At 65.6% G+C, this 22,232-nt stretch carries 17 protein-coding genes; 7 read left to right on the top strand and 10 right to left on the bottom strand.

Annotation, left to right across the window (positions count from 1 at the left end):
• Positions 1-19: 19 nt before the first annotated feature.
• Positions 20-1,333 carry a DUF6602 domain-containing protein gene (locus SOM26_RS03520; RefSeq protein WP_320451365.1) on the bottom strand — a complete coding sequence of 438 codons (1,314 nt, stop codon included), beginning with the start codon at positions 1,331-1,333 and terminating at the stop codon, positions 20-22.
• A gap of 294 nt (positions 1,334-1,627) precedes the next feature.
• On the opposite strand from SOM26_RS03520, the gene tnpA reads away from it, so the two are divergent.
• The 6 genes from tnpA to SOM26_RS03490 all read left to right on the top strand — a co-directional run bounded on the left by tnpA (position 1,628) and on the right by SOM26_RS03490 (position 11,513).
• Complete coding sequence (tnpA, locus tag SOM26_RS03515; protein WP_320451364.1) at positions 1,628-2,002, top strand: IS66-like element accessory protein TnpA; 375 nt, start codon at positions 1,628-1,630, stop codon at positions 2,000-2,002.
• Positions 1,999-2,352, top strand: a complete 354-nt coding sequence (tnpB, locus tag SOM26_RS03510) for an IS66 family insertion sequence element accessory protein TnpB (RefSeq protein WP_346432683.1) — start codon at positions 1,999-2,001, stop codon at positions 2,350-2,352. Before tnpA ends, tnpB begins: the two co-directional genes overlap by 4 nt.
• 61 nt (positions 2,353-2,413) lie before the next feature.
• Complete coding sequence (tnpC, locus tag SOM26_RS03505; RefSeq protein WP_320451363.1) at positions 2,414-3,967, top strand: IS66 family transposase; 1,554 nt, start codon at positions 2,414-2,416, stop codon at positions 3,965-3,967.
• 381 nt (positions 3,968-4,348) lie between these two features.
• Entirely contained in the window at positions 4,349-6,775 is a 2,427-nt protein-coding gene (locus SOM26_RS03500; protein WP_320451362.1) for a hypothetical protein, read from the top strand.
• Positions 6,776-6,886: 111 nt separating this feature from the next.
• Entirely contained in the window at positions 6,887-9,313 is a 2,427-nt protein-coding gene (locus tag SOM26_RS03495; protein WP_320451361.1) for a sensor histidine kinase, read from the top strand.
• Positions 9,314-9,317: 4 nt separating this feature from the next.
• Entirely contained in the window at positions 9,318-11,513 is a 2,196-nt protein-coding gene (locus tag SOM26_RS03490) for a hypothetical protein (protein ID WP_320451360.1), read from the top strand.
• On the opposite strand, the gene SOM26_RS03485 is transcribed toward SOM26_RS03490, so the two are convergent.
• The 6 genes from SOM26_RS03485 to SOM26_RS03460 all read right to left on the bottom strand — a co-directional run bounded on the left by SOM26_RS03485 (position 11,510) and on the right by SOM26_RS03460 (position 19,535).
• Positions 11,510-12,319, bottom strand: coding sequence for a phosphoadenosine phosphosulfate reductase family protein (locus tag SOM26_RS03485; protein WP_320451359.1), 810 nt, complete (start codon positions 12,317-12,319; stop codon positions 11,510-11,512). The genes SOM26_RS03490 and SOM26_RS03485 overlap by 4 nt on opposite strands.
• Positions 12,316-15,687, bottom strand: coding sequence for a hypothetical protein (locus tag SOM26_RS03480; protein WP_320451358.1), 3,372 nt, complete (start codon positions 15,685-15,687; stop codon positions 12,316-12,318). Before SOM26_RS03480 ends, SOM26_RS03485 begins: the two co-directional genes overlap by 4 nt.
• Positions 15,681-16,607 carry a DUF4007 family protein gene (locus tag SOM26_RS03475; protein WP_320451357.1) on the bottom strand — a complete coding sequence of 309 codons (927 nt, stop codon included), beginning with the start codon at positions 16,605-16,607 and terminating at the stop codon, positions 15,681-15,683. Before SOM26_RS03475 ends, SOM26_RS03480 begins: the two co-directional genes overlap by 7 nt.
• 1 nt (position 16,608) lies before the next feature.
• Positions 16,609-17,736, bottom strand: coding sequence for a cysteine desulfurase family protein (locus tag SOM26_RS03470; RefSeq protein WP_320451356.1), 1,128 nt, complete (start codon positions 17,734-17,736; stop codon positions 16,609-16,611).
• Positions 17,733-18,362: a DNA adenine methylase gene (locus tag SOM26_RS03465; RefSeq protein WP_320451355.1), complete on the bottom strand. Its 630-nt coding sequence runs from the start codon at positions 18,360-18,362 to the stop codon at positions 17,733-17,735. Before SOM26_RS03465 ends, SOM26_RS03470 begins: the two co-directional genes overlap by 4 nt.
• Positions 18,363-19,352: 990 nt before the next feature.
• Positions 19,353-19,535, bottom strand: coding sequence for a hypothetical protein (locus SOM26_RS03460; protein WP_320451354.1), 183 nt, complete (start codon positions 19,533-19,535; stop codon positions 19,353-19,355).
• 120 nt (positions 19,536-19,655) lie between these two features.
• On the opposite strand from SOM26_RS03460, the gene SOM26_RS03455 reads away from it, so the two are divergent.
• On the top strand, positions 19,656-19,937 hold the full coding sequence (locus tag SOM26_RS03455) for a DUF427 domain-containing protein (RefSeq protein WP_320451353.1): 282 nt from the start codon (positions 19,656-19,658) through the stop codon (positions 19,935-19,937).
• A gap of 250 nt (positions 19,938-20,187) precedes the next feature.
• On the opposite strand, the gene SOM26_RS03450 is transcribed toward SOM26_RS03455, so the two are convergent.
• From SOM26_RS03450 to SOM26_RS03440, 3 genes are read right to left on the bottom strand one after another with little or no spacing between them, the layout of a single operon-like run.
• Complete coding sequence (locus SOM26_RS03450) at positions 20,188-21,087, bottom strand: pirin family protein (RefSeq protein ID WP_320451352.1); 900 nt, start codon at positions 21,085-21,087, stop codon at positions 20,188-20,190.
• Positions 21,080-21,541 carry an NUDIX hydrolase gene (locus SOM26_RS03445; protein ID WP_320451351.1) on the bottom strand — a complete coding sequence of 154 codons (462 nt, stop codon included), beginning with the start codon at positions 21,539-21,541 and terminating at the stop codon, positions 21,080-21,082. The genes SOM26_RS03450 and SOM26_RS03445 overlap by 8 nt, the downstream gene beginning before the upstream one ends.
• Complete coding sequence (locus tag SOM26_RS03440; RefSeq protein ID WP_320451350.1) at positions 21,538-22,230, bottom strand: glutathione S-transferase; 693 nt, start codon at positions 22,228-22,230, stop codon at positions 21,538-21,540. Before SOM26_RS03440 ends, SOM26_RS03445 begins: the two co-directional genes overlap by 4 nt.
• Between the last annotated feature and the right edge of the window lie 2 nt (positions 22,231-22,232).

Here is a 22,232-nt window from a genome sequence, read left to right as displayed (position 1 = left end):
CATCGGCACAGTGCTGGATCTAGGCTCCTTGCGCCACGTCTTCCCTGTCCGACATATATCGCTCCAGCCAACGCGTTAGGCGTCTCGTGTTGTCATCTGCGGCGATCAGTCGCCCGTCCGGAAGAATGACCGTTCGGCACTCCACCGTCGTGAGCACGAGGCGATTGCCATCGCGAGCCACAAGGGACGTCTCGACAAGCGACGAGAGGAAGTGCTCTGCATCGTAGCCGGCCTCCTCGGCAAGACTCAGGACGCGCGGGTCCGTGGCGCTCAGACTCTCCTCTCTGCAGAGTAGGTCGACGACGATGTACCGGTTTAGATCCAGTTCGACAGGTTGCCAGGGAAAGGTGGAGGGGGCGTCCGAGAGCTGCTCCGCCGTCAGCTGCCAGCCGCGATATTGCCAGCCCCATTCCGTCGATCCAGGCGAGCGCTCCTGCGGCTTGGCGTCGATCAGAGGAGAGAGCCGCTCCACTTCGAGATCCTCGCCGAACCAAGGCACGATGCTATGGTAGTGCGAGATGCGGGTCCAGAGGAGCTCGAGAATAAGCTGGATTGGATTGTGGTGGGTACTGGTGACCAAAGGCCACCATCCGTTCACATCCAGGGCTGCGCAGTAGGGGTGACCGCTCATTTTGACCAGCGACGCTCCCTTCGCAATGAACAAGTTTGGAAGGGACGGAGCACCGAAGCCCAGTCGGTTCAGGTTCGCGTCAAGGAAGCGCAGAAAGCCCCGGCGCAGCTCATATTCTGTCGAGTATCCGCCATAGCCCAGCACGATCCTGATGGGTGAGATCTGGTCAGTCATGATCGTGTGCCAGATCAGCCGGTCGGCTGAATCCATGTCAGACTCGGGACCAGTCGACGGCAGGACCCTTCCTGTGCACTCAGAAAACGCACGAAGCGACGGCCCAAGGTAGAATTTGTTGCCCTCTTCGGCGCGTTGCACCCATGAGCTGTAGACCTTCGCGACCTGAAGAAGCTGATCGTGCGCGTCCGCGAGCTCACTTCCAAATAGGTTCTTCTTGACCTCGAAGGCCGCTATCACGTCGCGGACGTGCCACTCGTACACGTCGGGGACGTAAGGAACTGATCTCCCTTGGCCTCTCACGAGCATACAGTCGATCTGCCCGCTCGATGCGCCGTAACCATCGACGACAAACCCGCTGACGACCTGAAGCGCCATCGAAGCAGGAAATGTGCGATTGAGCAGCGAACGCGTGAGCCCTTCATACATCGCGCCGATCGTCGAAGCGTGCCTGATGCCGTGTTCCCCCAGCTTGGCGGCCTCGGTCTGACGCAATGCTTCCAGCATTTCCCCAACGCTTTTGATCATGCGGTTTGCTCCGGCATTTTATCGGCTGTCGTCAAGCGGATGGACGACAGCCGGTCAACGCGAGGAGCCATGCAGCACTAGGATGCGAGAGATTTCCGATGAGCTTCAGCACCTATAGGGTCGGAGCCTGCACCTTGCCTGTGCTCAAAACACACTGATAAGCGACCGGGGCGTAAGCGTGTTCAGCAGGCCGCCTTGTGGTAGCGCCGGTAGCGGGGATGCTTGTCGCCTTTGACGAGGGCGCAGGCGGTGCGGGAAGTTGCAGGTTCTACGACCAGTCATACGAGTACTCGTATGACTGGTCGGATGGAGGTGGTCGGCCGGGTGTCGGGTCGACGGCGATGGTCGGACGAAGAGAAGCTGGAAATCCTGGCCGAGGCGTTCCGGCCGGGGGTGCGGGTCTGCGACGTTATCGCCCGTCGCGAGGTGTCGAGCAGCCTGATCTATACGTGGCGCAAGCAGTTGCGGGAGGGCAAGCTGGCGGGGGCGGTGCCGTCGTTGCCGGTGTTCGCCGAAGTGCAGGTGGCGGAACCGGTTGTGCCGACACCGCAGCCGGCGCCATGTTCATCGGGGCTCATCCAGATCGAGTTGCCGGGCGGCGTGCGGGTGAGTGTCGACGCGGGCGTGGATGCGGGCGCGCTGGCACGGGTGTTGTCGGTGCTGCGATGAGCCCGATGCCAGTGCCGCTTCCGACGCGGGTGTTCCTGGCGTGCGGCGTGACCGACATGCGCAAGGGGTTCGATGGCCTGGCGGTGCTGGTGCAGCAGGTGCTGGCACAGAACCCGCATTCGGGTGCGCTGTTCGCGTTCCGCGGCAAGCGGGGCCATCTGGTCAAGCTGCTGTGGTTCGATGGCCAGGGCCTGTGCCTGTTTTCCAAGCGGCTCGACCGTGGCCGCTTCGTCTGGCCAGTGACAGCGACCGGCACGGTGACGCTGACGCCAGCGCAATTGTCGATGCTGCTGGAGGGCATTGACTGGCGGCGCCCCGAGCGGACGTTCACGCCGACGCTGGCGGGATGAAAACGGCGGTTTTGCGCCACTTTCTCTCGCTCGCCGACCTGCAATCTGCTAAGGAGACAGCGTGTCGGAAGCGCCTGTTTCCCCTGCAGATGCCGCCGCGCGGATTGCCGCGCTGGAGGCGTCGCTCGCCCGGGCCAATGCCGCACTGGCTGCCCGCGACCTGCTCATCGACACGCTGCGCGGACAGATCGCCCGGCTGCGGCGGATGCAGTTCGGTGCGTCATCCGAAAAGCTCGGCCGCGAGATCGAGCAGCTCGAACTGGCGCTGGAGGAACTGGAAACGGAGCGTGATGCGCCTGCGCCGGAGCTGGTCGACAGCGGCGTAGTGGCACGGCCTGTGCCCGTCCGCAGCCTGCCGGGACATCTGCCGCGCGAGGATGTCGTCCACGAACCGGCGTCGGGTGCCTGCACCTGCCCGGACTGCGGCGGTGCGTTGCGGCCGCTCGGTTCGGACGCGCATGAGATGCTCGACATCGTGCCGGTGCGCTGGCGCGTCGTGCGCAACGTCCGCCCCAAATACAGCTGCCGAACCTGTGAGAAGATCGTCCAGGCGCCGACGCCTGTCAGCGCCGTGGCCAGGGGCAAGGCGACCTTCGCGACGCTGGCGCATATCGTCGTCTCGAAGTTCGACCATCATCTGCCGCTCTACCGCCAGGCCGAGATGATGGCCGCGCAAGGGCTCGACATCGACCGCTCGACGCTGGCGGGCTGGACCGGACAGGCCGCAGCGCTCCTCGACCCCATCGTCAGCCGCATCCGCGACGAGGTGCTCAAGGCCGACAAGATCCACGCCGACGACACGCCCGTGCCGGTGCTCGACCCCGGTCGGGGCAAGACCGCGACCGGGCGGCTGTGGGTTTACGCCGTCGACGACCGGGCATCCGGCGGCACGGCACCGCGCGCGACATGGTATCGCTTCACGCCCGACCGCACCGCCGCGCACCCGCTGACACATCTCGCCGGCTTTCGCGGTTTTCTCCAGGCCGATGCCTATGCCGGCTATGACGGGCTCTACCGCAGCGGCGTCACCGAGGTCGCCTGCTGGGCCCATTTCCGGCGCAAGGTCTTCGACCTCCACGAGCGGTCGCCCACACCGCTGACCACCGACATCCTCGAGCGGATCGGCACCCTTTACGCTGTCGAGGCCGAGGTCCGCGGCCAGCCGCCCGACGTGCGACACCGAACACGGCAGGAGAAAAGCCGGCCGCTGGTCGACGCCTTGCGCGAGGTGCTCGATGCAGCCTTGCGCCGTCTGTCGCCCAAATCCGACATGGCTCGGGCCATCGCCTATGGCACCAAGCGCTGGTCAGCACTGTCGCGCTTCCTCGACGATGGTCGCCTGGAGATCGACAACAATATCGCGGAGCGTGCGCTACGCGGCGTTGCCGTCGGACGTCGCAACTGGTTGTTCGCTGGCTCGCGCGCAGGTGGCGAGCGCGCCGCAGCGATCTACACCGTCATCCAGACGTGCAAGGCCAACGGCGTCGACCCGCAGGTCTATATCGCCGACGTCATCGCCAAAGTCGCGGGCGACTGGCCTGCCAGCCGATGGGACGAACTCATGCCCTGGAATTGGATGCCGCCAGCAGATCAGCCGACTGCGCAAGCTGCCTGATCTGCGGTCGTCACACCACGCTTACACCGGGGCACGACGAGCCCGCTTCCGCTTCGTGCCATCCTTTCAATAGACGGCAATCTGTTTTTCCCAGTACTCTCTAGCCTCGTGTGGCTCGTGCGTGCAGCGGCGCAAATCGGTAGACCAGCCCGTCCTCCGGCATCGGGCCACCGTAGCGAGCCCCTACGCTTCGTCGCTGCGCAGGGGTTTTCAGCCGTTGCCGCGCCCCGCGCATCTCACACAGATCGTGACATCCCCATTGGATCAGGCACGTCTTGCATCTGGCGAAGTCTCGCTCAATGATGTCAGTGAGAGTTCGCATAGTCTTGACGGGGAAAGGCTTTTTGCCTCTGCGCATGCGGCGGATCGGGGGAGAAGCTGATGTCGAAGCGCGAACTGTTCATGCGGCTGCTTGCGGCGGGCACGGAAGACGAGGTTCAGGGCATTCTCGATACCGAGGGGCTCGGCGGCGATGCCACCAAGTGGACGCCTTATGGCGCCAACGAATCCTTCTACGGAGTGGTCGAGAACCAGCAGGCACATCCCGTACCGGCGCTGGTCGAGAAGATCACCAACGGCATCGATGCGATTCTTGAGAAGAAGGTGCTTCAGGCGGGACTGGACGTCCGGTCGCCGGAGGCGCCGCAGAGCGTCCGGGAGGCGCTCGACCGGTACTTCCCCGATCATAGGAACTGGGATCTGGGGGACGCCCGTCGCAGTCAGGCGCGCGATCTGCAGATCGTCGCCAGCGGTCCCCGTCGCGATACGTCGCTGCTGGTCTACGACAACGGCGTGGGTCAGGCTCCGGAGGACTTTTCAGGCACGTTCCTGTCGCTGCTCAGGGGCAACAAGAACGACGTCCACTTCGTCCAGGGCAAGTACAACATGGGCGGTGCCGGCGCGATCGCCTTCTGCGGCGACCGCCGTTTCCAGCTCGTGGCGAGCAGACGCTACGACGGTTGCCATCCGCTTGGCTTCACGCTTCTTCGCCGCCATCCTCCCGAGCTTGCGGAGGCCGCAGGCCGCAAGAACACGTGGTATGAATACCTGGTGTTCGACGGCAAGGTCCCGTCGGTCGACATTGAGGATCTCGACATCGGCCTGGAGGGGCGCCGCTTCAGCACCGGCTCCATCCTGAAGATGTACTCCTACCGGCTGCCCGAAGGCTCGCGCTCCATCATCTCGCGCGATCTGAACCTCAGCCTCAACGAGTTCCTGTTCGAGCCCGCCCTCCCCTTCCTGACGGTGGACAACAACGAGCGGTTCCCGGACAATCGCGCGCCGGTCACGCCGGTTTATGGTCTGAAGCGTCGGCTGGAGGGCGATACCGAGACGATCGAAACGCGTTTCTCGGAAGTCTCGCGGACCGGCGAGTTCGGCGAGCTGGGCGTGACCGTCTACGTGTTCAAGCCCCGGTCGCGCGGCCAGGGGGTCAAGGAGACCAAGCAGTACGTCCAGCGCGAGTACTTCAAGAACGGCATGACTGTGCTGTTCTCCCTCAACGGCCAGGTGCATGGCTCCTACTCGTCGGAGTTCGTCACGCGGGCGCTGAAGATGCCGCTGATGAAGGACTACGTGCTGATCCACGTCGACTGCTCGAACCTGCACCTGTCGGTGCGGAACGAACTGTTCATGGCGTCGCGTGATCGGCTCAAGGCAGGCGAGAAGGCCGATGCGATCCGCAAGCATCTTCGCGACATGCTCCTGGCGAGCGAGTTGAAGGAGATCGCGAAGCGTCGGAAGTCCAGTCTGGGCGTCGACTCCGGAGATGCCGGCCAGATGCTGCGGGACCTAACCCGCAACATGCCCATGAACGACGCGCTGACGAAGATCCTGCGTCAGACGTTCAACATATCGGAGCGCCAGCCCGGTACCGCCGAGAAGAAGCCGCGACCGGAACCGGACAAGCCTCGTCGCGAGCCGAAGGACGCTCCTCCATTTAATCCGCAGCGCTACCCCTCCGCTTTCAAGGCGAAAGGCGGTGACGCAACGGAAGGCGGGCTGAAGCTGTATCGACTGCCGGCCGGTGGCAGCAGGACAATCGCCTTCGCGACCGACGTCGAGAACGACTTCTTCGATCGTACCGACGATCCTGGCGACATGTCGCTCGCCGTCATGAGGCCGTCGGCAAGCGGAGGCGGCGGAGGCGGCAAGCCGGATCCGAGCGCGGAGGGCGATCTGCTCGACGTCGTGCGCACCAGCCCCTCAGAAGGTACCATTCGCGTCGGTCTGCGCGCGACGGCAGAGATGAAGGTCGGCGACACCGTCGAGATGACCGCTACCCTCACCTCCCCCCAGGGCGATCTGACCGAGACCGTACTTGTCCGTATCACCGACCCTGAACGTCAGCCGCCGCGAAAGGCGCCGGACGTCGAACCGCCCCTGGGCATCCCGGAACTGGTGCTGTGCTCGAAGGAAGGCGGCGCGGACCTGCAGTCATGGGACAAGGTCGAGGAAGTCGGCATCGGCATGAGCCACGACGTCGTGGTCTACCCCCTGGTCGACGACGACAAGCTGTCGCGCATCTACGTCAACATGGACAGCAGGGTTCTCAAGGACTTCAAGTCGGGGATCCGTTCGCCGGAAGCCGGGGAACTGGCGGACCGCCGCTACATTAGCGCGGTGTACTTCCACACCCTCTTCCTGTTCGCCACCACGAAGTCGCGCAAGTACGACCTGCGCCGTGGCGAAGGGATGGAAAGCACGGAGGTGGACTTGGCGGACTACGTGTCGGACCTGTTCAACTCGTCCTACGCCCAGTTCCTGCTCAACTTCGAAACGACGGATCTGATCGATGCCGTCAGCTGATCCGCTACCGACTCTGTCGGCGTCCGGCCTTCGGCGCGCCCTTGCAGGGCGTCGTGCTTTCAGGGCAAGCCGGTCCGGCCCGCCTCTTGGCCGGCTGAAGGGGTCAACGTCTTGAATTTCAGAGTATCTGCGCGGACCATCCTACATCTGGGATCGGAACTGATCAGTTCCGATGGCGTCGCCTTCTACGAACTCATCAAGAACTCGCTCGACGCGAAGGCAACGCGGGTCACGGTAGACGTGAAATACCGTCTTGAATTCGGGGTCTATTCGGAAATCCTGCGGGAGCTTGGCGAAGATCGAGATACGCCCGAGGTTCTTCGCGAGCGTTACATTCGATCCCTCCCCAGACGCCGCACATGGCAGCAGCTCCGCGACTACGCGCTCGGTGCTCTCGTCGCCGATGCGCCGGGGGTCGATCGGCTGGAGCGGCGGCTCGTCAGGGCGACATCCAAAAACCAGTTCCTGGTCGCGCTGCGCGAAGCCAACCAGATAGAGGTGGACGACGACGGCGAAGGCATGTCGCTTGACATCCTGAAGGACGTCTACCTGACTATCGGGACCTCCTATCGCGCTGACCAGAAGCGCGATCGGTATTCCGCTGCGGAGGATCAGGATGACGAGGAAGACGAAGATTCCGAGATCATCCTCGGCGAGAAGGGGCTCGGGCGGCTGTCGGCGATGCGGCTCGGCGATCAGGTGCTCATCGTCACCGGCCAGGAGGAGGCCTCCAACTGGAACCAGCTCGAGATCGACTGGAACGACTTCGCCGACGCGGCGGACGAGGATCTGGAGAGCGTGCACGTCGAGCCGGTCATCGGCAATGAGAAAGAGGAGGAGGAACGCGGCACGCTGATCCGCATATCCGCGCTTAAGGCCGAGTGGTCGTCCGAGAAGCTGGCGTCGCTCGCGCTGGAGCAGTTCTCGAAGCTGACCGACCCTCTCGGTGGGACCCGTGCTCCGCCGCTCGAGCTGAACTTCAATGGAGAGCCGGTGGAGATTCCTCGCTTCGCCGACTTCCTGCTCGAGCAGGCCCACGGACGCTTCCGCGCCGAGCTTCGTGTCACTGGACCAGGCGCGCCTCGGATCGACGGGACGATGGAATATCTGCTTCACGGCCGTAGACGCGCCCTGCAGCTTTCGACGATCGAGCTGAGGACCACGACCGACCTCGATGTCGCGACGATCGAGCGCATCGGCCCTTTCAGCCTCGACATGTACTGGTTCAATCGCCGCCTGCTGACGAAGATCGAGGGCATCGGCAATCTGACCGTGGTACGTCGCATCCTTGCCGCATGGTCGGGCGGCGTCTCGCTGTATCGCGACGGCTATCGGGTCAATCCGTACGGGGGCGTGAACGACGACTGGCTTGATCTGGACAGGGATGCGTTCTCGACCAGCGGATTTAAACTGAATCGGGGTCAGATCATCGGAAGGGCGCGCATAACTCAGCGCGGAAATCCGTACCTGATCGATCAGACGAATCGCGAGGGACTGAAGGAGAACCCGGAGAAGCAGGCGTTCGTTCGGGTGCTCGCTGCCGTCGTCGAAATCTATCGCCAGTATCTGAACGAGATCGACCGCGATGTCGATCGCGCACGCCGCGTCACCGCTGCGGAGGCTCTCGAGCGCTTCCGGGACGAGGACGAGCGGCTTGCTTCCCTCATGCCCGCTCTCGAGGACGCACTCCGCGGCAGCGACGCAGGCCGCGATCTCACCAGGGAACTTCGTGGCACGATTGGCCAGCTTCGTGCTGCGGCCGAGATCGTTCAGCGAGCGGCCGGCGCCCAGGAGAAGGAGCGTAGCCGGGTGCTTCACCTGGCCAGCATCGGCCTGATGATCGAGAGCCTGGCGCACGAGCTGTATCGTGCCACGTCCGCGGGCCTGGAGACGATCGCCCAGGCACGCCGCTCCCGCAATCCCGTGAACTCCGGCACGTCGCTCCGCGTCCTCGATTCCCAGCTGCGGACGCTGCAGAAGCGTCTCAAGGTGCTGGACCCGCTCAGCACGAACGCGCGTCAGACGAAAGAGGAGTTCGAGCTCGCCGGATGGATCGAGGACATCGTGGGCGGCTTCGCCAGCCGCAACGAAGGGCGACGGATCGAGATCGAGACGATCGTCGTGCCGGAAGGCGGCGAACTCGACGTCGAGGCGGTCAAGGGCATGTTCGTGCAGGTGCTCGAGAACCTGCTAGTGAATTCCGTCTTCTGGATCGGCGAGCAGCACCGGGAGCGCGTCCGGCTGAAGCTCGTGCGCGACGGCGACGATCAGCCAACCGGCAGGATCGAGGTCGTCGTGGACCTGCGTCGGCGACGCATCGTCGTCACCGACGACGGCCCGGGCATACCCGAGGAGCGCCGGGACACCGTATTCGAGCCCTTCTTCAGCACGAAGCGCCAGAAGCAGGGCAAGGGCCTGGGACTCTATATCGCCCGGGAGGTGGCCGAGTACCACGGGGGCGCACTCACGCTGGGTGAGGCCGACGAACACGGCCAGATTCATTCCGTCATCTTCGATATTGGGAACGTAGATGCCTAAGACAGTGATCGGTGAGGAAGACGACAAGGCCGAGCGGCCGACGCCTCGCAGCACGAATCCTCGTACCAACTCGCAGACGAAGCGGACCCGCGAGGAGGTGCAGGAGGATGCCGAGCAGGAGCAGGTCGAGGAACGCGCCGGCTCAGACGACCGTGCCAGCCCTTCGACGCAGCCCGACGACCAGGCGACGGAAGCGGTCGCGCAGGAGCCCACTGCGGCTGCTGCGCCGGAGCAGCAGGAGGACGGCGCAACCCCTGTGACGCCGGAGACTGCTCCCGCTCCCTGGCGAGGGATGAGCGTCGCCATCATCGACGATGCCATGCATGTGCCGACCGTCAGCCAGTTGGAGGAGAAGGATGTCGAGGCGGTCACCCGCGTCCTGACCCAGGACGCGGAGGTGCTCGCCGAACTGAAGGAGCTTGGCTGCAGCGACGAGGCGACTGTCGACGGGCGGCTGACCACGCTCGCGACGGCAGCGCACTCGGGCGTTGCGGTAGCGCTCCTCGGCAGGGCATCGTCGGAGGCAGCCCGCATGGTGGAAGAGCACCGGGCTTTCACCCGCCTGCGATCGATCCTGGAGGACGAGGTCGCGGACGTACTCGTCTGCGATCCGTTTGACGCGCTGCCAGATCTGTCCAAGCGCAATCTGATCTTGCTCGACTATTACCTGAAGGGGCCGGCCGGCGGCAGGGCGCTGTCAGTCGAGGTCGCCAACACCATCCGTTCCCAGACCGATCGGGTCCCGGATCAGCAGATCGTGCTCATGTCGTCCCTCGAGACCGTCCGGGACGCGCGCGGGGAGTTCCGCTCCGACACGAAGCTGACCGGTTCGGCCTTCGCCTTCGTTGGCAAGCCGGACTTGAACGAGCCATGGAAGGTCAAGGCTCATCTGGGGATGCTGGAACGGGCGCGTCCCTACGCTCCGGCCTTCACGAACTACAGGGCTGGCCTGGACAGCGCCTTGGAAAAGGCGCGGGACGAACTGCTCGGCCTGGTCGACGACCTCGACATCGGCGACTATGCGTTCCTGCAGAGCCGGACGCTCATGAAGGACGGTCACCCCCTGGGCGACTACGTCTTCTGGCTTCTTTCTTCCCAGTTTCTGGCGCTTGCGTTCGAGCGGGACGAGATGCGCCAGCGGCAGCGGGATCTCGATGTCCTCGAGTTGGTCGGTGGTCCCTTCGCGGCTACGGAACCGTCGACAATCGTCGCCAATCTGCTCCACAGCGCGCTTGTGTCGCGCAACATGGGGCCCCTCGCCCCCCACCCCCGAGCCAAGACGGACAGTGCCTACTCGACTTTCCCCGTCGTCCAGCTTGGCGACGTTTTCTTGGACAAGGCCCGCACCAAGGCGGTTGTGGTGATGAGCGCGGACTGCGACCTCGCCTTCTCTCCCGTCGCCGACCGCGCTCCGGACGCCGACACGCCCGTCCTGCTTCTCCCCGGAAAACCGGTGAAGGCCAAGGATCCCAAGAATGACAAGGATTCAACCACGGAGGGCCTGCTTCACCGGGAAGAAGTCTACCGGATCATCTGGAATTTCGGCAAGTATCGCTCCGTTTCGCTCGGAGAGCTTCGGAACTGGCTCGAACAGCAGGGCTTCGACGCTTCGAACCGCGATCGGCTTCGGCCGCTGTTCGGGCTGAAACTGCAGCAGGAATTCGGAGCGCACCTGATGCGAGTAGGTCCGCCGATCCTGCCGCCTACTACGATCGGAGTGGGGGGGAAGCTGGTGTCGAGCCATGACAAGTCGGTGCTCTTGGATTTCACCCCGGCGGACCTCTACGTGACCCGCACGAAGGATGCGACGGAGATCCGCATGACTACGAAGATCGTAGGAGCGCTGCGCAGGGAGAGCGACGCTATCATCGGTCAGCTCGAGGAACGGCGGGATGCCGCCCAGGGCGACAGGAAAAAGGGAGAATGGCAGAAGAAGATCGACGCGCTCACGAAGGATGTCGAGAACGACGATTTCTGGATCGGATTGCTGGATAACGTGGAACTCAACGCAGTCGGCACCGTCAAGACCGTCGGTCCGTTCGGCATCGTCATAGGTAGCGACTGGACCGACAATAAGACGCGCGTCATCCTGGAGGTCGCGGAGGCCGCTCCTGCCCACGCAACTTCGAAGCAAGGCAGGCAGAACCAGCCCCCGTCTGAAGAGCCCGTCGAGACGGGCTCGATCAGCGCCGCCGCCTAGAGCGTGCAGATGAGGCAGGCATCGCCGTCTGCCTCGTCGGTGCGCTCGGCCCGGGCGAAGACCTGCTCGAGCGTCAGGTTCTCGCCCCTCGCCTCCTTCGCCAGCTGCCGGCGACGATGCTCGTCCTTGATCGCCTGCATGCGCTCGGGACGCTCGAGGTCCGCCAGGCTCTCGCGCTCGCTCCAGGTGAAGGTGTTGCCGCTTCCCTCGTAGACCTGCTCGTACTCCTTCGCCTGCTCGTACAGATCGGGGTACGTCTCCTTCAGGCGCACCCACTCGATCTTCTGCTGATAGAAGCAGAAGAAGCACCCGGAACGGCTCCGGCCCCACTTTGTGTAGGGGGGCATGCCGACGCCGGACGAGCGCAGGATCTCCTCGATGTCCGCGAGCTTCAGCCCGTCTTCCTGAAAAGGATAGACGGGCGTGATGTTCGCCTTGTGGCTGATGTAGCCCGACCGGTTCTCGTCGGCGCGCAGGCCCACATAGTTCAGGACGGGATCGTCGCCGATGAACGTCTCGAACGGCTTGAGCTTGAGCATCTTCGTGCACCAGCGACGGTGGTTCGACGGGATCATTCCGCCGTACACGTCGAGCCAGTGATCGAAGCCCAACTCGGCGTTCAGCCGGTGGACGCGCACGCCGAGATAGTCCTCGATGCGCTCGAGATACTCGTAGGTCTCCTTCAGCTCCTTGCGCGTGTCGGAGAAAATGTATTCCATGTTCGGAACGCGATCGCGCATGTAGATGGCGAGCGCCGCGGAGTCCTTGCCGCCCGAAAGGCTGAGGACGTGTCTGACCTGGGTCATGCCTTGGCCTTAGCCTCCTTGTGGTCCATCAGTTCGGCCAGCAGCTCGGCCAGCACGCCGGCCGGGTTTTCGACGTCCGCCAGCGAGCGTCGTACCCGATCGATCTGCTCGGGGTCTACCCTGCCACCCTCGACGACGACCGCGCGTTCCTCGCCGGACGTGGTCATCATGTGCAGGCTGACCATCTGGCTGCGCTTCTTCGCCTCGCGTTCCTTGAGGAAGAGCCACCGGGAAAGCCGGCCCGCCATCTCCCGTGTCTTGAAGGAGAAGGTGTCCAGGGATCCGTCGTTCCAGTTCTCGATGCGCCGTCCGGCGATCAGACCGGCGATGCCGTCGAGCCAGCGGTCGTCGGCCTTATCTCCACCGAGCGCGCGGTCGACGAACTGCCGGAGGGGATAGTCGGTCAGGCCGTCCCGGAGCGGGCCGAACTCCGCCTCGATCCGGGTCCGCACCCCTGCCGCGTCGCGCTGGCCGAATGCGGATGCGAGCGACGCCGCCGCAAGCCGTCGCTGCGTCGGGTCGACGTCGGCAAGTTCCTGGATCGCCGCGGACAGGCTCTCCACGTACAGGGCCGCATCGATACGGCCGTCCTTCCGGACCGCGCGGCAGGCGCGCGGGAGCTGGTCGAACAGCGTATCGAGCGGGTCGCGGGCCTTCGCCAGGGCCGTCCTCACCGCCTGCGCGAGCGAAGTCGCCCGACCGGTTATCCGTGCGTTCTCCGGAAGGCGGCCGAACCAGCGGTAGAGCGCTTCGACGATCGACTTCACCTCGGCCGCCGGCCTCGGAACGTCGGCGGGCAGCGTCAGACCGGCGGCCAGACGCTCCAGGACTTCGGTTCGCTCGTCGTCCCCCCCGATCGCCCGGAGAGCGAAATGTCCGGGGTTCTTGGCGAGACGCATGAAGTGCGCGCCGGTGAGCTCGGGGACGAAGCTGTTGCGCTCCATCAGCGCGATCTCGGTGCGATGATGCAGCATGAACGCGGTGACGAGCAGGAGTGACGGGCCCGCACGGAGCCCCCACGGGGCTTCCGCAAGCCGCTCGGCGATGGTGGTGAAGGGAACGGGAGCCCCGCCCTCGAGCAGTTCGCCCAGACGATCCCAGACAGGGCGCCATCCCAGACGATGGTCCGCTTCCGGCGGCATGAAACGCCATTCGCCGGGACGCACCTCCCGATGCATGCCGGTCGCGGCGAACATGGCCAGATGGATCGTCCGCTCGGGAGGCGCGCCGGTCATTCCCAGCATCGCCTCGCCCTCCTTCTCGATCATGGTCTCGAGAAGCCGCATGCGGGCGCTCGCGACCGCCGTCGAGAGCTTCGAGCGATTGACGAGCTCGTTGCGCAGGACCGGCGCGCAGCGGAACTGCTTGTCGCAGATGGCGCTGATCCGGCGGCTCAGCGCCCCCCGGCCCCCAACCTCGATCTCGCGGCCCTCGTGGACCCAGTCCGAGCCTTCCGGCGACGCCAGCGCCGCGAACGCGTCCGCCAGCGCAGCCCGTGCCTGGCCCAGTCGCGCCGACACCTCGGCTCGGGCTAGGTCGTCCATCCGTAGCTCGGCGCAGTTCTCCGAGACCCAGCGCCACTGCCTCAGCCTGTTCGCCCATTCAAGATCGGCGGGCAGGACGCGATGGATGTGGACGAGAACGCGCGGGCCGGCCGCCTGGGAGAGGCGCAGCGCCCTCTCCGCGACTTCGGACATGTCGTCCTGCGGATGGGCCGCCAGCACGGCGACGGTGCCGTCATGGCCAGAGGGGACGGCGATGGCCGCGTCGTCGAGCGAGGATCTCAGCTGGACGGCGAATGCCCGGAGCGTGCCGCTCCGCTGGTAATGGGCGTGCGCGACGAGAGGCCGCGGCGCCGGCAGCGACGCCATCGCCTGGTCGAGCCGCTCGGCGACGGGCACGCGGATGCGCGCCTCCTCCAGCCAGTGGTCTAGGTCGACGCTCGATCGCGACCACAGGCTGTAGTCGCCCGACTGCGGCCGCCTATAGACCAGCCCCTTTGCCGACAGGGCCTCGAGGGCTTCCTCCACCAAGGCCTCGTCGATGCCGAGAGACCAGGCCAGGGAGGCGGCCGTTGCGCGCAGGGAATGGACGGGCTCGAGGACGGCCAGGAGCGCGATCGACCGCACGACGTCCGCCTCGATGCTGCCGGGATCGACCTGGGCGATCGCATCCAGCGCGAGGTGCCAGCGCCGCTCGCGGTCGGCGGAGCCGAACCTGATGCTCCCCTGCGCGGCGAAATAGTCGAAGAGGCGGGGCAGTCTGTACCAGCTAGCGGGACCGTAGTCCGTGTCCTGGACGAAGCGCTGGAAGCCGCCCGGCTCCAGCGTCTGCAGGAAGCCGAAGATCGAGCGCTCGTTCTGCCCCAGGCGCCGGGCTGCCACCGTCAGCGCCGAAAGAGCGGCCGGGTGGAGCGGGTAGAGCCCGGGAGCGAGCTGCGCCGCGTCGGAGGGGTCGCCGGTCAGCGCGCCGAAGGCGAACGCTTCCTGATAGAGCTTCCGGGCGGCGTTCTCGACGGCCGCTACGTGCTTCGGGGCGACGCGCAGCGCGCCGGCGACCAGGTGAAGCGTCTGCTCCAGGCTGTCGCCGAACGGTATCTCCTCGTACCGCTCGGCCGAACGGGTCCATTCGGCCTCGGCGAGGCCGCCGAGCGAGACGACGTACTCGGCGAAGCGGTGGTGGAGGATGCCTACCACCGCGAGCGGCGCTCCGCTGCGACCACCCGCCTTCTCGGCGAGCTGCTGGAAGACCGACGGATCCTCCGTCCTGGGATTGGCCGCCGCGTGCTCGACGTAGCGGCCCATCTCGTCGATCACGAGGAGCGTGCGCCGGCCCGACTTCGCCAGCGTCGCCTCGGCCAGGGTCGACAAGATCTGCACGGCGGATCGGGCGGTCAGGCCGGCATCGCGCTCGGCAAGTGCGGCCCCGGCAGTCGCCGCGATCTCGGGCAGTCCGGAGTCCTCGGCATGCTGCTGCACGGCGGCGAGGAGGTCGCGGGCGAAGCTCGTCCTGCGACCGCCCATGACCATGACGTCGTGCCGAGCCATCTCCGCCGCCTGAGGAATGCCAGCCGCGTGGACGATCTCCCGCGCGCGGCTTTCCGCTTCGCCCGACGCGAGCCGGCACAGTAGCAGCGCGAAGGACGACTTTCCGCTGCCGTACGGTCCGGTGATACGGAAGGCGCGCTGCGTGGAGGATTCCGACAGACCGCCGGCGAGGCGTTGCAGGGCCGATCGCGCCGCGGACGTCATGATGTATCCGTCCAGGGCCGAAGGATCGCCCAAATCCCGCATCACGTCCGTCGAGCGGACATAGCGCCGCGACAGCGACACGCGTGCTGCGATCGGCTTGGCCGAGGCCGTCACCATGCGATCTTCTCCAGTTCCTGCGGCCCCGAGCCGCCCGTGCATACCATTTCCAGACCGCCGACGCCGTCGTTGCGCAGGGACAGCCGCTTCGCCGTTCCGCAGATCTCCTCGAGGAGGTCGTGCATCGTCACCTCGTCCAGCCGGAACACCGAGCCAGGGGAAACCCGGTCGAGGATCACCGATCGGACGGACAGCGCGCCGGAAGCGCCGACATGCCGCCAGTGATCGGCGAGCGAGAAGCACAGCGTTCGCGCGTCCAGCCCGCGCTTGCGGCCACGGTTGAGCCGGACGGACGGGACGCCGCCCGACGTGACGGTGCGGAGGAGGTCGAGCTCCTGGAACGGCGAGCCGAGCGTATCCTCCAGCACCGGCGCGCCCCGATCGGTCGAGGCGTCGTAGGTCTTCAGCATGATCTCCAGATGCGCGCCGGCCGTGCTCGCGTTGATGCCGCCGCGGCCGGTGCCGGCTGATGCGGCGATCAGTTCGAGCAACCGCTGCCGAGAGACTTCCACGTCGGTCACGGCCAGGAAGGCCGCGGTCCAGGCGCCCAGGCCCCCACGGGTGGTGATCTGCCAGTGGAGGCGCCACAGCGAATCGGCCTCCTCCAGATAGGGATCCGCGCCGAGATCGGGGTCCAGCAGACGGCGACCGAACTCGGTCGGCCGGACGACGCGGCCTTCCGTCGCCGTGATGCCGAACGCCTCGCCCCAGAAGCGGATCGACCGGACCATGTTCTTGCCCAGGCCGAGCGACAGGATGGCATGCTCGTCGTCGCGGAAGAGTTCCGGATCGCGCGTCACCGCCTCGTAGAGCTTCGGAAGCCAGCCGTATCGGACGGCGAAGGACTCGTGTCCCGAGAATATCCGGGCCCGTCCCCGCTCGTCGCCTGAGGCGAGCGCCGGCTCCATCGTCGCGACCATGTCATCCAACCTTTCTGAGGGTTCCGCCGACGAGCGCGTCGACGGCCTCGCTGATCATCTTCGCCGCCGCATCGACTTCGGCGACGGTCGTCGTCCTGCCGAAGCCCATGCGGATCGAGCTCGCCGCGACCTCTTGCGCGGCGATGGCCGTCAGCACATGGGAGAGGCCGAGCGCACCGGAACTGCATGCCGAGCCGGTCGAGATCGCCAGGCCAGGCAGCATGCCCACCAGGGCGTCGGCGTCGACCCCCGGGAAGGCGACGTTCAGATTATGCGGCACACGGTGCTCGCGCGACCCGTTGACGACGGCGTCCGGGTGCGACTGGCGGATGCGGGAGATCATCCGCTCGGCCAGCGCCGCCGCATGCCGCGCGTCCTGCTCCATCTCCCGTCCCGCGATCTCGCAGGCCGCTCCGAAACCCACCGCCAGCGCGGTCGGCACGGTGCCGGGCCGGATGCCTCGCTCCTGCCCGCCGCCGGTCCCTAGGGGCTCGGGAGCGGACTCTCCGCGCCAGATCAGCGCGCCGATGCCCTGCGGACCGTAGATCTTGTGCGAGGACAGCCACGCGGCCCGGACCGACAGCGCCGTCAGGTCCAGCGGAATGCGTCCGACGGCCTGCGTCACGTCCGTCAGCAGGTCGACGTCAGCGAGTCTGCAGGCGGCCGCGATGTCGGCCAGCGGCTGCACGGTCCCGATCTCGTTGTTGACGGCCATCGAGACGACGGCGTTGAAGCCGTCCAAGCGGTCAGCGAGCTCGTCGGGATCGAGCATCCCGTCCGCGTCCACGTCGGCGAAGTGCACGTCGAGCCGCCCCAGCAAGACTTGCAGCGTCTCGAGGACGCAGGCGTGTTCGATCCGGTTCGTTAGGACGCGCGTCCCCCGCGGAAGCGAGCGCAGAGCGATGTTTGCCGCCTCGGTGGCGCCGCTTGTGAAGAATACCTCACGCTCGTGGACGCCGACGAGCTCGGCGACTTGGCGGCGCGCCGTCTCCACGGCCTCGGCCGCCCTTCGACCCAGGGCATGCGCGGCATGCGGGTTCGCCGGCTGCGCCATCCACGGCAGCATCGCCTCTAGGACGCGCGGGTCGATAGGCGTGGTCGCCTGATGGTCCAGGTAGATCGTCGTCATTGCTCGAACCTCTCGACCGCCAGCTTCAGTTCGTCGGGAAAGGCGTCGGCCAAGTCGGCGAAGATTGCGTTGCGCTCCAGCGCGGGCGCGCGCTGCAGCTTTCTGACGTGTGATCTGCGGCGTCTCCTTAGCGCCTCCCGCTCGCGGAAGTCCATGCCGACGTGGTCATAGTCATGCAGGACGACGGGCGGCGGGTAGTTCGTCCATGCACGCTCCGCCACCAGTCCGGTCTGCGTGCAGTTCGGATAGTCGGTGACGTGCCAGCCTGCCAGAGCCTCGGCATATGCCTCGTTCGGATAGCCGGTGATCATCACCGCGCAGTCCAGCCCTGCGAGCACGGCCAGCAAGCGGTGGTGATCGGCCTCGTCATAGTCGCAGGCGTAGCATCGCGCCCTCCGGCGGCTTCCCGGCCAGTATGGCGGATCGGCGAACACGAGCGCGGTGCTTGGAGGCGGATTGTCGGCGAGATAGGTCGCCGCGTCGCCGTGGAACAGCTCGACGGCGACGTCGTCGCGGCGGCGCCACATCGCGATCACGTCGGGATCCAGGTCGATCCCGACGTTCCTGGTGGCGGGCCGCTTGCGCAGCATGACCGCGCCGCCGCCCAGATGCGTCTCGATGAACATGTCGTGCGGCGGCATGAGGTTAATCAGCCTCTGGTAGACCCGCCCCTTTCCCCCAGTGTACGTCATGGATGGATCATCGCAGAAAAGCGCGATGAATGCAAATCGCCGATGCGGCCTGTCGACCTTGAAACGCGGTCTGACTTTCTCTGCTTAACGTCTCCGCGATGAGGCTAGTCCTCGTAGTTGGGAAGCACCGTGATGCGCCACAGCGGAAGCGCATCTCTGCGGCGGTCCGCCTCGTGGAGCGGCGCGAACCAGTTCGGCTTGGGAGGGTGCGAAGCTGCACGACCTTGGTTTCGTCCAATGTATGCGCGGCTAAGATGCAGCTCAGGCGCCCGATGAAATCGCAGCAATTGCCGTCTTTCTGGTCTTCCCGGAGTAGACCGAACGCTACCAACGCTACGCGCCTGAGGCCACTCTCGGCCGCATGAACAAACGGCAGATTATTGAAACGATCGCTGCAAGGCGGACAGTCCGTTTTCCACCAAAGAAACCATCCGAGCGCGGCACATATCTTCAGCGGCTTTCGATCCGAAACGGATGCGCGGCCCTTGCCGTGTTTTAGACCCACACTAGCGTTCGTTGATGTGTATCTGTCAGCAGTCGTTATCGTGTCGGCGGGTCGACACGAGCAGAAATTGCGCTATCGTTGCTGTGCGCGATCATTCCTGACATCGATGATCCCGCCACCTCTTGTGGCTTATATGTTCGCCAGTCATGCGAACGCCGGTCTATACGGCTTTGTCAGGATGCGGACGACCGTTCCGGCAGTCTCCATGACATCGACACTATCGCATACGCGCCGCGCCGAACGAGACATGCGAAGCCGTAGCCGCACATGCCCCGGCCTATGCTGGAAACAGAACTGCCGAGCGCCTCGGTCAGGGCATCGGCCAGGGCGCGATCCGATGCGGGATTCTGACTCGTGATCAGCTCGCGGTCGACCACGACGTTCGACGCAAAATTCGTGTCGGTACGCGACAGGCCCCGCTATAGCCGGATATTGCGGCGGCCCATTTCGGCCTGCGCCATCTCGTGCAGCGGTGACGCTTCGCCCCCGGCAAAGATATCGGCCAGGTCGAGCAGATCCTCGTTGCCCAGCGCGGCCACCGCCGCTTCGATTGCGGCAAGCCGATCGAGCGAACGCTGCTGGTCCGCCGCGAGGCGCTTCATTCGGGTTTTGAGCATGGACGGGGTGCTACCACGATCCGGGCGAAAACGATCCCTCATTCGACACTCGACTTGAAGATGACGCGCGCCGATCCGACGTGCTGCCCTCAGAGGAGAGATATCATGGTCGAGGCACGCTGGAACGGATCGGTCATCGCCCGGAGCGACGACACCGTGATCGTGGAGGGAAACCATTATTTCCCGGTCGAGGCGGTCGATCCGTCGGTCCTGCAACCCAGCGACACGACGTCGATCTGCCCGTGGAAGGGAACCGCGCATTACTATGGCCTGCACGTCAACGGCGCGGACAATCTCGATGCCGCCTGGTATTATCCCGATCCCAAGCCGAAGGCGGAGAATATCCGGGGCCGCGTCGCCTTCTGGAAGGGCGTGACGGTCAACTGACCGGGGCCACCATCCCACTCTTCTCCCCTCCCGCAAGCGGGAGGGGCCGGGGGAGGGCAAGGCGCCTCACCGAGACCGGACCTTAGGCCAATCGACATTCATTCTATTCCTCCCCTTGCAAGGGAGAAATGGATAAGGTGCGGCCTGAATGTCGACTGGCTCCAGTAGAAAATAGAAGGGTGGACGCGCAGAGCGCGCGCGAACTTGGCAGTTCGCTCACCCCATCATCCAGGCAGCGACATTCCGACCATCACGGATAGCTGACGGTCTTCGGGATTTCCGGGATCTCGATCCGCTCGGCGGCGTCGCCCGGCACGGTCGGAAACTCGCGCGCCTTCCAGGCCCGCTTGGCCTCATCGATCCGATCGCGGCGCGACGAGACGAAATTCCACCACACGTGCCGCGGCGTCGTGAACGCATCGCCGCCGCACAGCATCACCCGCCCGCCCGATTCGGAGCGCAACGTCGCCGCGATCCCCGGCTTCAGGATGTAGAGCCGCTGCGGCTCCAGCGTCATGCCCTCCAGGCTCGCCTCGCCCAGCGCGCAATAGACGGCGCGTTCCTCGGCACTTGCGTCGATCGGAATGCTTCCGCCCGGCTCCAGCGCGATGTCGGCATAGATGGTGCCAGCATAGGTGGTGGTCGGCGCGCGCTGTCCCCACAATTCGCCCATGATGATCCGCGCGGTCGCGCCCTGCCCCTGAATTTCGGGCAGTGCGCTCGCCGGGACATGCTCGAAGGCCGGGTCCATTTCCTCCAGCGCCTCGGGAAGCGCCAGCCAGGTCTGGATACCCGACAGTATCGGCCCCTGCGGCCGTGCGGCATCGGGCGAGCGTTCGGAATGAACGATGCCGTGCCCCGCCGTCATCAGGTTGACCGCCCCCGGTTCGATCACCAGGTCGCTGCCCAGCGAATCGCGGTGGCCGATCGCGCCGTCGAACAAATAGGTGACGGTCGCCAGATTGATATGCGGATGCGGTCGCACGTCGATGCCCGTGCCGGGCTGCAGCTGCGCCGGGCCCATCTGGTCGAAGAACAGGAAGGGGCCGACCATCGTCCGCTCCTTGTTGGGCAGCGTCCGGTGCACCTTGAACCCGCCCAGGTCGTGGGTGGAGGGTTGCAGGGTGCGCAGCAGGAAATCGTCAAACATGTCTTTGCTCCGTGGCGGTCGCCTCCGTGGCGTCGAGCAGCGCGATCAGGTCGGTCGGGAAATAAGGTTCGGCATGGGCCGCCAGTTCGTCGCGGGTAAACCAGCGCCAGCTCTGCATGACCCGCTGCTCCAGCGCGGTATGGCCCGCGCCCGATACCTCATGCGCGTCGATATCGACGCGGAAATAGCGTTCGTCGGCCTCGACCTCGACACCCTCGATGGTGCGGAACTCGACCTGACGCCGGGCCACCTGAGGTCCGCAATTGCGGTCGAGCCCGGTTTCCTCCAGCAGCTCGCGGCGTGCGGCGTCCTCGTAACTCTCGCCCGGATCGACCGCGCCGCCCGGCGTGCACCAGAAGGGCGGGCGGTCGTCGGGGGTGAAGCGGAACATCAGCGTCCGCCCGGCCGCATCGACCAGCAGGATACGCGCGGCGGGTCGGGGCAAGCGGGTCATGCGGCATCAAGCTCCGGGTAATGGCGGAAAATTCCGTCTTCGTTGAACGCCTGTCGCCGGTCGCTGTCCAGATAGGCGGCGATGCCGGGCAGGGTTTTCACGCGGTCGTACAGGGCGATCAGCGCGGGATACCGACCCTCCACCGCCGCCATGCGCCTGGGAAACATGTAGCGCAGCCCCGCCACCAGCTGGAACAGCGAGGTGTCGACCGGCGACCAGCGCCCGCCCGCCATCCAGTCCCGATCCTCCAGCGCGTCGTCGAAATAGCCGAGGAATTTCGGGATACGCTCGTCCCGGAACTGTGCGGCGGCGCGGGCGGCCTCGGCCTTCTGCTCGTGATAATAGGCGCCGGTTGCCACCGGATGGTGCACATTGTGCACCTCGGCCACCATGTCGCTGATCGTCAGTTGCAACTGGTGGAGCCAGACGCGCTCGGCCTGCGGGGCCAGATCGTGCCGCTCGGTCAGCCAGTAGAGGATGTTGGCGACCTGCGCGATCGCCTGTCCCCCGACGCGCAGATAGGGCGGCGCGAAAGGCGGACGCGCGCCTTTTCGCATGTCGAGGAGCAGCGCCTCGGCCCCCTCCTCCACGCCCCGGTCGCGGTACGGCAGACCTGCGGCCTCCAGCGCCAGCCGGACGAACTCGCCGCGTCCCGGCAGGCCGGGCCAGTACCACAGGTCATAGGGCATGG

Source organism: Sphingomonas sp. CFBP8993 (genome assembly GCF_034044895.1).
GTDB lineage: Bacteria > Pseudomonadota > Alphaproteobacteria > Sphingomonadales > Sphingomonadaceae > Sphingomonas.
Note: the sequence above shows the minus strand (reverse complement) of the source record. Positions and strands in the feature narration are given on the sequence as shown.

Coding starts and splice junctions, on each gene's coding strand:
- SOM26_RS03480 (WP_320451358.1), bottom strand. CDS start 15,687: ATGGTGACGGCCTCGGCCAAGCCGATCGCAGCACGCGTGTCGCTGTCG.
- SOM26_RS03440 (WP_320451350.1), bottom strand. CDS start 22,230: ATGCCCTATGACCTGTGGTACTGGCCCGGCCTGCCGGGACGCGGCGAG.
- SOM26_RS03455 (WP_320451353.1), top strand. CDS start 19,656: ATGGTCGAGGCACGCTGGAACGGATCGGTCATCGCCCGGAGCGACGAC.
- SOM26_RS03485 (WP_320451359.1), bottom strand. CDS start 12,319: ATGACCCAGGTCAGACACGTCCTCAGCCTTTCGGGCGGCAAGGACTCC.
- SOM26_RS03450 (WP_320451352.1), bottom strand. CDS start 21,087: ATGTTTGACGATTTCCTGCTGCGCACCCTGCAACCCTCCACCCACGAC.
- SOM26_RS03465 (WP_320451355.1), bottom strand. CDS start 18,362: ATGTTCATCGAGACGCATCTGGGCGGCGGCGCGGTCATGCTGCGCAAG.
- SOM26_RS03460 (WP_320451354.1), bottom strand. CDS start 19,535: ATGAAGCGCCTCGCGGCGGACCAGCAGCGTTCGCTCGATCGGCTTGCC.
- tnpA (WP_320451364.1), top strand. CDS start 1,628: ATGACTGGTCGGATGGAGGTGGTCGGCCGGGTGTCGGGTCGACGGCGA.
- SOM26_RS03520 (WP_320451365.1), bottom strand. CDS start 1,333: ATGATCAAAAGCGTTGGGGAAATGCTGGAAGCATTGCGTCAGACCGAG.
- tnpB (WP_346432683.1), top strand. CDS start 1,999: ATGAGCCCGATGCCAGTGCCGCTTCCGACGCGGGTGTTCCTGGCGTGC.
- SOM26_RS03445 (WP_320451351.1), bottom strand. CDS start 21,541: ATGACCCGCTTGCCCCGACCCGCCGCGCGTATCCTGCTGGTCGATGCG.
- SOM26_RS03470 (WP_320451356.1), bottom strand. CDS start 17,736: ATGACGACGATCTACCTGGACCATCAGGCGACCACGCCTATCGACCCG.
- SOM26_RS03500 (WP_320451362.1), top strand. CDS start 4,349: ATGTCGAAGCGCGAACTGTTCATGCGGCTGCTTGCGGCGGGCACGGAA.
- SOM26_RS03475 (WP_320451357.1), bottom strand. CDS start 16,607: ATGGTCGCGACGATGGAGCCGGCGCTCGCCTCAGGCGACGAGCGGGGA.